Consider the following 7,474-nt stretch of genomic DNA (forward strand, 5'->3'; position numbering starts at 1 on the left):
ATCCTGGAAATCGGAAGTCATCCACCGATTCTTCCAGCCCCCACGCCAAGGACCCGGAATATCACCCGGCGTTTTAACGACTACTGACCCACGCTCCTAGACGCGCCCCAACCGTTGCCCGGGCAGCACAGGCACTTACTGGCGAGGGGACTAAGCATTCAACGCGTCGAATCCAAGCGGGGGCACTGTGGCTGTGCCGGCTACTTCTGCTGGCGCAGCTGCTCTTGCCTGCTACGTTCCATCGCTCTGGCCGTGATAGCTTCGTCGGTTTCCACTCTGGTTCCTCTTAGGCCGTCGTGGAGGTCGTCCAGATAGATGAACGGAACGCCTGTGGTCGGGTCGCCCTTCCGGACTGCCCTCTCATCAATGAGCGCCTGGAGCCGCACCGGGTCAATGGCTGGCCCCGAGATCTCGGCGTCGATGTCCCTGATGTAGATGAAGGCCGGCCCGGGCGAATAGATGGGCCGGTGGACTGTGTTCATCTGGATCCAGGCGTCCAGCTTGGACGGGTCGATTTGCTTGTCGGAAGGGATCCTAGACGGGCTCATGGTCCGACGTTATCGCCGGCGGCTGAGGCCGCGGTGACAGACGCGCTGCGTGTCGCGCCTTACGCATCCGATTTGCCCGCTGTTGAGATGATGAACGTCGATAAGCGGATGCGAGAGAAGGACGGCCATGGCCGAGCACAACGATGGCCCGGAGCGACTGAGCACGGACGAACTGGTCAGGTTGATCGACGAGATAGCAGCCGGCCGCGGGTCCGGCCTGATTCCCGAGCGGACGCCAGCGGATGACCCCGACTGGCCTGCGGCGGATTACTCGCCCAAGCCGTCACTGGATGAGATCAAAGCACAGATCAGGCGGGAGCAGGAAGCAGTCAATTCCAGGCTGCGGTCCGGCGAGGAGGTTTTCGTCATAACCGCCAGCGGCACGCGTCGTGTCCACCGGCCCGGCTGCCACCATGTCAGGCATACCGTGGACCGGGCCGAGTCCTGGGATCTGGTGCTGCAGAACTACGACACGCTTCGGCCAGCCGATCTTGGCATGGTCTACCGGGTTCCCCAAGTACTTTCCCGGCAGGAAGTAGAGGGCTTGAACAGCTACGTCACCTGCCATGCCTGCGTGCCCGACCTGGACCACCAGCGGAAGACATTCACCTTCCCGGCACGACCCATGCTCGCCCTGAGCTTCGGCCCGCACCATATCGGCCGGGCAGTCTTCACAGAGGAAGGCGAGGAACTCGGTGCTCTTGTTAGCCACCAGCGGATCGTCACGACCGACGGTATTCGCAGTGTCACTACGACGACAAAGAAGATACTTGAAGGCGACGGCACTGAGAAGTATGTCGTGGCGCCGAAGGTGAGCCTGTAACGGTCGGTAATGCCTTCACGGAACGCCGTAAACAAAATGAGGAGTCGGGCCGCCGGATACGTAAGTGAGCGACTCATTGCCCTGCGGTAGCCCGTTCGCCTGGGGCACGTGCCGAGAAGTGGGTAGCGATGGGAGGGCAGACATTTGTGGACGCAACGCCTGGCAGTTGTTCTTGGTCATTGCCGCCGGGCCAGTTGGAGTGCACACTCGACTCATGGGAGACAGCATTTTGCCTTCCAACGCACACATGACCGGCGGCGGCCGCTCGAGCCTCTTCAGGCGTGGCTGTCCAGATCCAGGCATCTATACGAGGTGACCCAGATGCCAGCGTTGCACGCGAGCACAAAGACCGACGGCCAAGTGCTTCCTCAGCTTGGTCCAATGGAAACCGCATCAGCAGACACGCCCCGAGCAGGTTCGAAACGGGGTGCGGTTGACGGGCCTATGCCCCGAAAGACTGCCGTGCAACATGATCGAGGGGAGACTTCCGGCGGCTCACCTGTTGCCGGAGGCGTCACGGCCGCGCCAGAGAACTCTGGCCGGCCAGACTGGGGCCGTAAGGCTCCGACTATTGTGCCCGTTCTAGGCAGAGATAAGATGCCGCTCATGCCCACGAACGCTGCAAGGGCGCGGAAACTCCTGAGCCACGGGCAGGCCGTTGTCGCTTCTGAGGTGCCCTTCGTCATCAGGCTGAAGCGCAAGACGACCACCGACTGCACAGCTTCAGTGCAACAGATGGGGTTGGGCATTGACCCTGGCTCCAAGCACACGGGGCTGGCCGTCTTCGTATCCTCAGACCCTGTCCAGATTGCCCGTCGCGGCGTTTACGCTGTGCGGGTTGATCATCGGTCCGACGTCATCACGCGGCACATGAGGACCCGCGCTCAGCACCGTCGGAGGCGCCGTAAAAAGCTGCGCTACCGGGAGCCGCGATTCTCGAATAGGACCAGGCCCAAGAAATGGCTCGCTCCGTCGCTTAGGCACCGCGTCGATGGCGTTGTGTCGATGGTCAACAAACTGAGGCGCTGGTTTCCTCTGACGGCGATCCACCAGGAGCTGGTCCGCTTCGATACCCAGCTCATGGAGAATGCCAACATCAGTGGCGCCCAGTATCAGCAAGGAACCCTCGCTGGCTTCGAGGTCCGTGAGTATCTGCTGGAAAAGTTCGGCCGGAAGTGCGTTTACTGCGACGTCCGTAACGTTCCGCTGAATCAAGATCATGTCATCCCGAAGGCGAGGGGTGGATCTGACCGGCTCTCCAATCTGACGCTTGCCTGCGTCCCCTGCAACGAAGCTAAGGCCAACCGCCCCGTGGAGGAGTTCGTCACCGACCCGGTTCGGCTGACCCGAATCCTGTCACTGCAGAAACAGCCACTGGGAGATGTTGCGGCAGTAAATTCGACCAGGTGGGCCCTATTGCGCGAGCTCCAAGGAACCGGATTGCCCGTCCACGTTGGCTCCGGTGGCCTGACGAAGTTCAACAGGACACGCAATGGCTTGGCCAAGACCCATTGCAACGACGCATTGTCGGTGGGGGACGTAGTAACGATCAGCTCGAGTATCAGGTCAGTTCTCGTAGCTGATCAAACGGGCCGAGGCTCATATGCTAGAACGAGGCCAACCAAGTACGGGTTTCCAAGGCTGGTCTTCACCAGACGAAAAGAACACTTTGGATTCATCACCGGCGACGCCGTCCGTGCTGTGGTTCCCAATGGCAAGTACGCAGGCAGTTACACCGGACGGGTCTCGGTCCGCAGCAGCGGATCGTTCGCGATCAGGACCACCGGGGGCACGATCCCGGCAGTCTGGCATAAGCACTGCGTCCGCGTTCAGCGCGGGGCCGGCTGGTACTTCACGATCGAAGACATAGGGGACGACGAATCTTCTTGGCGCGCTGCTTGACGACAGGTTCGCACCCCGGAAGCTTTTGGCCGCTTAGGATCAGCACAGACAACTTGGGGAGGACATCCATGAACGCCGAAGATAGAGGCAAGCCGACCGAAGAAGAACTCCGCTTCCTCAAAGAAATGGGAATGACGGAAGTAGAACCCGGCAGCTGGAGTAGCGGGTGGCAGGGAAGCGACCCCGGCATGCAAAGCTGGCTGGACGATCTCGGCGGCGAGGGGGAGGAGCAGGTGGACCTGCTCACTCGGGCTGGCCGGGTGGAGAACGAATTCAAGATGGAGCAGACCGGAGCCGGCGCCGCAGCCAGCGTGCAGCGCATCACCTCAGGGCCCCTCGCTGAGGCGCCGCCTTTGGGGGAGCGCACCCAGATGGAACTCGCTGTTTTCGTCGCCATCAGGGAATCCAGCGCCTCTGACTTCGACGCCCTTGCGGGGGACACCATCGAAGCGAACCTCTATCGAGTGCGCGGGGAGTATCCCATGCTGACACCGTCAGATGCGATCGCCGTGGCCCTGCGAAAGCTAGGAATCAAGAGCAAAGCCATTCGCGGCGATGGTCACACGGCCAGCCCGGACGAAGGGCCAGATCCGCGCGACTACCCCGGCTTCCGGGTAGTGTTGCTGCACTTCCCAGGAGCCAATAGGATCTGGCTGGACTGACCAGTCGGCCAAGTCAGGGGGAAAGATTTTCTTGCAGAATCCCTTCCGTCCGTCGGCAGGAGCGCCGCCACCAGAGCTCATCGGCCGGACAGGAGTACTCGACGTCTTCGAACGTGGATTGAGCCAGAGGTCCGGGGCACATGGGCGTCCGACGATCATCACGGGGGCCCGAGGCGTCGGAAAGACGGTCATGCTCGGTGTGGCTCAGGTCCAAGCCCGCGGGCATGGATGGGAGGTCATCTCCGAGACCGCGACGGTCGGTCTTGCCGGGCGGCTCTGCGTGTCGGTTCGTCGGCTGGCGGAGGAGCGGTTAGGTGTCAGCGTCGGCGGTGCCTGGCAGGACGTCACTGCGAATCTCCTCCGGCGACTCCGGGAAGCTGGCTCCGGGTTGTTCATCACAGTCGACGAGATCCACGCCGTAGGCCACGAGGATCTGGTTCAGATCGGAACCACGTTCCGGTCCTTCGCAAGTGAAGGACTTCCCCTCGCCTTGGTGGTTGCAGGACTGCCAGCTGAAGTGTCCGAGCTCCTGGACGACGGGGCGGCTGCATTCCTGAGGCAAGCCGACTGGATCGTACTCCACAACGTGGCAGTAGCGGACGTTGAAAGATCCCTGGGAAAGGGGTTCGCCGCCGGCGGGTTTGACGCCTCGGCGGGCACCTTCCGCCAGGCTGCTGAGGCCACCGACGGCTATCCCTTCCTGGTCCAGCTGGTGGGATACTTCCTGTGGCGCGAAGCCGAGGACGGTGAAGGGGTGACGAACGCCGCTCTGGCCCGTGCAATCGAGCGAGCCCATCGATGGCACGCACGCACTGTCCCCTAAAGGGAGGGGTCCAGGAACGCTTTCGATATGCCGACCATCCCGGGCCTGGACATCCTCAGGATAGTGAAGGTTCGATCGGGGACGCCGTTTCCCGCGTGGCTGCCCTCCATGTTCAGCCATCGACCCTGGTCGAGCACGGCCTTCAGCGACCATCCGAGGTCCCCGTGCCAATCGCCGACTACACTGAACGCGGCCGAACTTCCGGACTCACGCATTTCCTGCCACTGCCAGCGCTTCAATCCGAACGACGGGGGAAGTCATCCTCATCGTAACTATGTGGTCTTCTCTAACTTGGATGTAGTAGCGGGCTGATTCTCCGACCACGCAGTGCTCGATCATGTGCAGCTCGAGGGCCTCGCCGTCGCGACGAAGCTTCGAGAAGCCGGCCTCCAAGAAGTCATGGAGCGGTGCTGTGGCTGCCATCCTCCGGTGCACTGTCCTGGCTGTCATATCCAGCAGGTACTGGCTGCCCGTGGCCGTGGTGACGAGATACTGGCCTCTGTCGTCATTCCTTAGCTCCTGCTTCATGGGTGCCAGTGTAGCCACTGGCTCTGACTGTTTTATTGGGGGCGATAGGGCCGCACTTACCTATCTTCAGTCCCCGGCCGTCAGTGGTGATTCCCGAGCGGCGGCCTTTTGTCAGGGTGCGTTAGGCCGGTGCCGGCGCCGGCACCTACGGTGTGGACAAGGTGCAGCGGGGCGTTCGTCCCGAGCGCGGCGGCCGGCAGAATCAGGTAGCTTTTGAGCCCGGTCTTCTCGCGGCGGGTCAACAGCGTCGCATGGCCGGTGTTGGTCGCGGCGGACGCGAAGGTCCCGGCACGCTGCGTAAAGGTTGTGGGGTTTGTGTCGATGCCGCCGGGCTCGTGCCAGCCGAAAGATGCGTTGTTCCATACCCAGGAACGGTAGGCGGATTCCGGGCTTTCTACAGACTTTGATTCGCTGTACAAATCCCCGAATCGCCCGAAGCCGGGCCGGGAACGCCGCCGAGGCTTCCCCTCTATAAATCTGGTGTCCCGCCGAGAACATGTCTGACCGTCATGCGCAAGCGTTTTGGTGTCTTCGGACCGTGGACCGTGGCTCTTCTGCTGGTACTTCTTCTGTGTGCGGCCGCCCTTCCGAAATGACGGAGCTTTCAGGATTTTTCCTCGAAAACTTTCCGGTGGTTCCGAATTGCATCGCAACGTGTCTCCGCGTGGACGTTTTGCAACGCCGGTCCGGTCCTCCACCGAGTCTCCCGCAGCGCGCAGCGCAAGAACCTCTTTCCGTTCGCATGACGTGGGCGCAGCCCAGTGCATCTCAGCGAGAAACGAACCGGAGGACGACCCGGGAACCGCCCGCCGCAGGCGACCCCGCCCCCTTCGGTTCACACCGTCGGAGGTCCCAGCGGCCCAGGGCGAAGCCCTGCGAAACACTCCGTGGACCGCAGAGAAGAACGACCCGACGAACGAGGAGCGCAGCCCCCGGATCTTCATGACGATCTCTGCAGAGGAAGAAGGGACGTCGAAGAAATCTGCTCCGCAGGACGAGGGAGCCGGTGGCGCAGCCACAGGCAGAGAAACGATCCGGGAACCAGAAAGACAAACGCTCCGGACACCGGACCGCCCGCCGCAGGCGCAATCATCGCCGGAACAGGAAACAGCGAAGGGAGCCACCGGACTCAGAGCGGAGGCGGCGGGAAACATGAAGTCTGGCGGAGAGGAAGACAAGGCCTCCGGCCGCGCAGCGGCCAGAACCCCAAGACGGAAACCGGAACGGGAGGCGAGACGGGAAACAAGACGGGCCGTGCGCAGCACGGACGCGGAGCGCAGCGGAGCACGAAGAACACGCCGGCTGACCCGACGCAGACAAAACGAGCACGGGCGGTGAGCGCGCGCAGCGCGTGAGGCAGCTGGCCGCAGGCCACGGAAAGCAAGAAGGAACATCACGGCGAGAACAGAACGAGGAGCGGGACGGTCAACGATTCGGGAAACACGAAGGGCGAGGGGCGAAGCCCCGAGTCCTCTTAATATGCCTGCCCAGTCGATCCCACCAAACTTTCCGGCCCTGCTCCAGATTTTCCAGACCGGGTCCACGGCTACCGCCGGCCAATCACACCGCACCACCTGACGGCGGCGCGGGAAGGGATGGGTGCGCTATCGCCTCGCGGAATCAGGGCGCGCGGTACGGGCCCGGACGGGGAGTCAAGTAAGGATTGGGGACGGTGCTGACGTACTGCCCGTTCTCGATGTTGATCATGTCGCCGACCCGGACTTTGCGGCAGTCGGCCTTGGCCATCTTCTGCTTCGTTTCCTTGCCGGTGTCACGCTTGATATAGATGTTGCAGTTGCTCGGAGTCTCTGCAATGTCCATAACCTCGGCGACGCCGTAGTAGTTGATCGGGCCCGGGTTTTCCTTATGGACAGGCTCCGGAGTGAGGAAGCTGATGAGCCACCAGATCACGAGTGCCAGGGTGAAGACGACGGCGATGAGGCCCGGACCGCGGAAGAATTTCTGCATGCTGCTCTGTCGGGTGGGCTGCGCCGGGGGACTGGGTTCATGCTCGTAACTGCTCACGGTGTTCCTGTTCTAGGATTCTTCTCTCGTTGGACCCGGGCGACGACACAGCCGTCGTTGCCCTGTGTGTCAGGCTCTTGTGTGACAGGTTTGCTGTCGCCCGCGGCCTGGCGTGCGGGGCGGGGAAAGGTCCGTGATGGATTTTGTTATTCCTTCCCGTGTC

The 7,474-nt window shown here is 62.2% G+C and carries 8 protein-coding genes; 4 read left to right on the plus strand and 4 right to left on the minus strand.

The genetic code is table 11. The annotated features are described in order from the left end of the window. Positions 1-200 precede the first annotated feature (200 nt). On the minus strand, positions 201-548 hold the full coding sequence (locus tag AC50X9_RS20910; RefSeq protein WP_494896948.1) for a hypothetical protein: 348 nt from the start codon (positions 546-548) through the stop codon (positions 201-203). Positions 549-675: 127 nt separating this feature from the next. On the opposite strand from AC50X9_RS20910, the gene AC50X9_RS20915 reads away from it, so the two are divergent. From AC50X9_RS20915 to AC50X9_RS20930, 4 genes are all read left to right on the plus strand, one after another. Next, the gene (locus AC50X9_RS20915; RefSeq protein WP_494896950.1) at positions 676-1,371 is read left to right on the plus strand and encodes a hypothetical protein; all 696 of its coding nucleotides are present in this window, start codon (positions 676-678) and stop codon (positions 1,369-1,371) included. Positions 1,372-1,815: 444 nt separating this feature from the next. Beyond that, positions 1,816-3,273, plus strand: a complete 1,458-nt coding sequence (iscB, locus tag AC50X9_RS20920; RefSeq protein ID WP_494896962.1) for an RNA-guided endonuclease IscB — start codon at positions 1,816-1,818, stop codon at positions 3,271-3,273. 68 nt (positions 3,274-3,341) lie between these two features. Further along, positions 3,342-3,935 carry a hypothetical protein gene (locus AC50X9_RS20925; RefSeq protein ID WP_494896952.1) on the plus strand — a complete coding sequence of 198 codons (594 nt, stop codon included), beginning with the start codon at positions 3,342-3,344 and terminating at the stop codon, positions 3,933-3,935. Positions 3,936-4,134: 199 nt separating this feature from the next. Continuing rightward, positions 4,135-4,758, plus strand: coding sequence for a hypothetical protein (locus AC50X9_RS20930; RefSeq protein WP_494896954.1), 624 nt, complete (start codon positions 4,135-4,137; stop codon positions 4,756-4,758). A 207-nt stretch (positions 4,759-4,965) separates the two neighbouring features. Here the strand turns inward: AC50X9_RS20930 and AC50X9_RS20935 are convergent, their stop codons facing one another. The 3 genes from AC50X9_RS20935 to AC50X9_RS20945 form a co-directional block, all read right to left on the minus strand. Further along, positions 4,966-5,286: a hypothetical protein gene (locus AC50X9_RS20935; protein WP_494896956.1), complete on the minus strand. Its 321-nt coding sequence runs from the start codon at positions 5,284-5,286 to the stop codon at positions 4,966-4,968. A gap of 80 nt (positions 5,287-5,366) precedes the next feature. After that, positions 5,367-5,705 (minus strand): hypothetical protein, encoded by a 339-nt coding sequence (locus AC50X9_RS20940; protein ID WP_494896958.1) that lies wholly within the window; start codon positions 5,703-5,705, stop codon positions 5,367-5,369. 1,201 nt (positions 5,706-6,906) lie between these two features. Beyond that, on the minus strand, positions 6,907-7,311 hold the full coding sequence (locus AC50X9_RS20945; protein ID WP_494896960.1) for a hypothetical protein: 405 nt from the start codon (positions 7,309-7,311) through the stop codon (positions 6,907-6,909). Between the last annotated feature and the right edge of the window lie 163 nt (positions 7,312-7,474).

The sequence above is a fragment of the Pseudarthrobacter sp. HLT1-3 genome (genome assembly GCF_059383535.1).

Coding starts and splice junctions, on each gene's coding strand:
- iscB (WP_494896962.1), top strand. CDS start 1,816: ATGCCCCGAAAGACTGCCGTGCAACATGATCGAGGGGAGACTTCCGGC.
- AC50X9_RS20915 (WP_494896950.1), top strand. CDS start 676: ATGGCCGAGCACAACGATGGCCCGGAGCGACTGAGCACGGACGAACTG.
- AC50X9_RS20925 (WP_494896952.1), top strand. CDS start 3,342: ATGAACGCCGAAGATAGAGGCAAGCCGACCGAAGAAGAACTCCGCTTC.
- AC50X9_RS20910 (WP_494896948.1), bottom strand. CDS start 548: ATGAGCCCGTCTAGGATCCCTTCCGACAAGCAAATCGACCCGTCCAAG.
- AC50X9_RS20935 (WP_494896956.1), bottom strand. CDS start 5,286: ATGAAGCAGGAGCTAAGGAATGACGACAGAGGCCAGTATCTCGTCACC.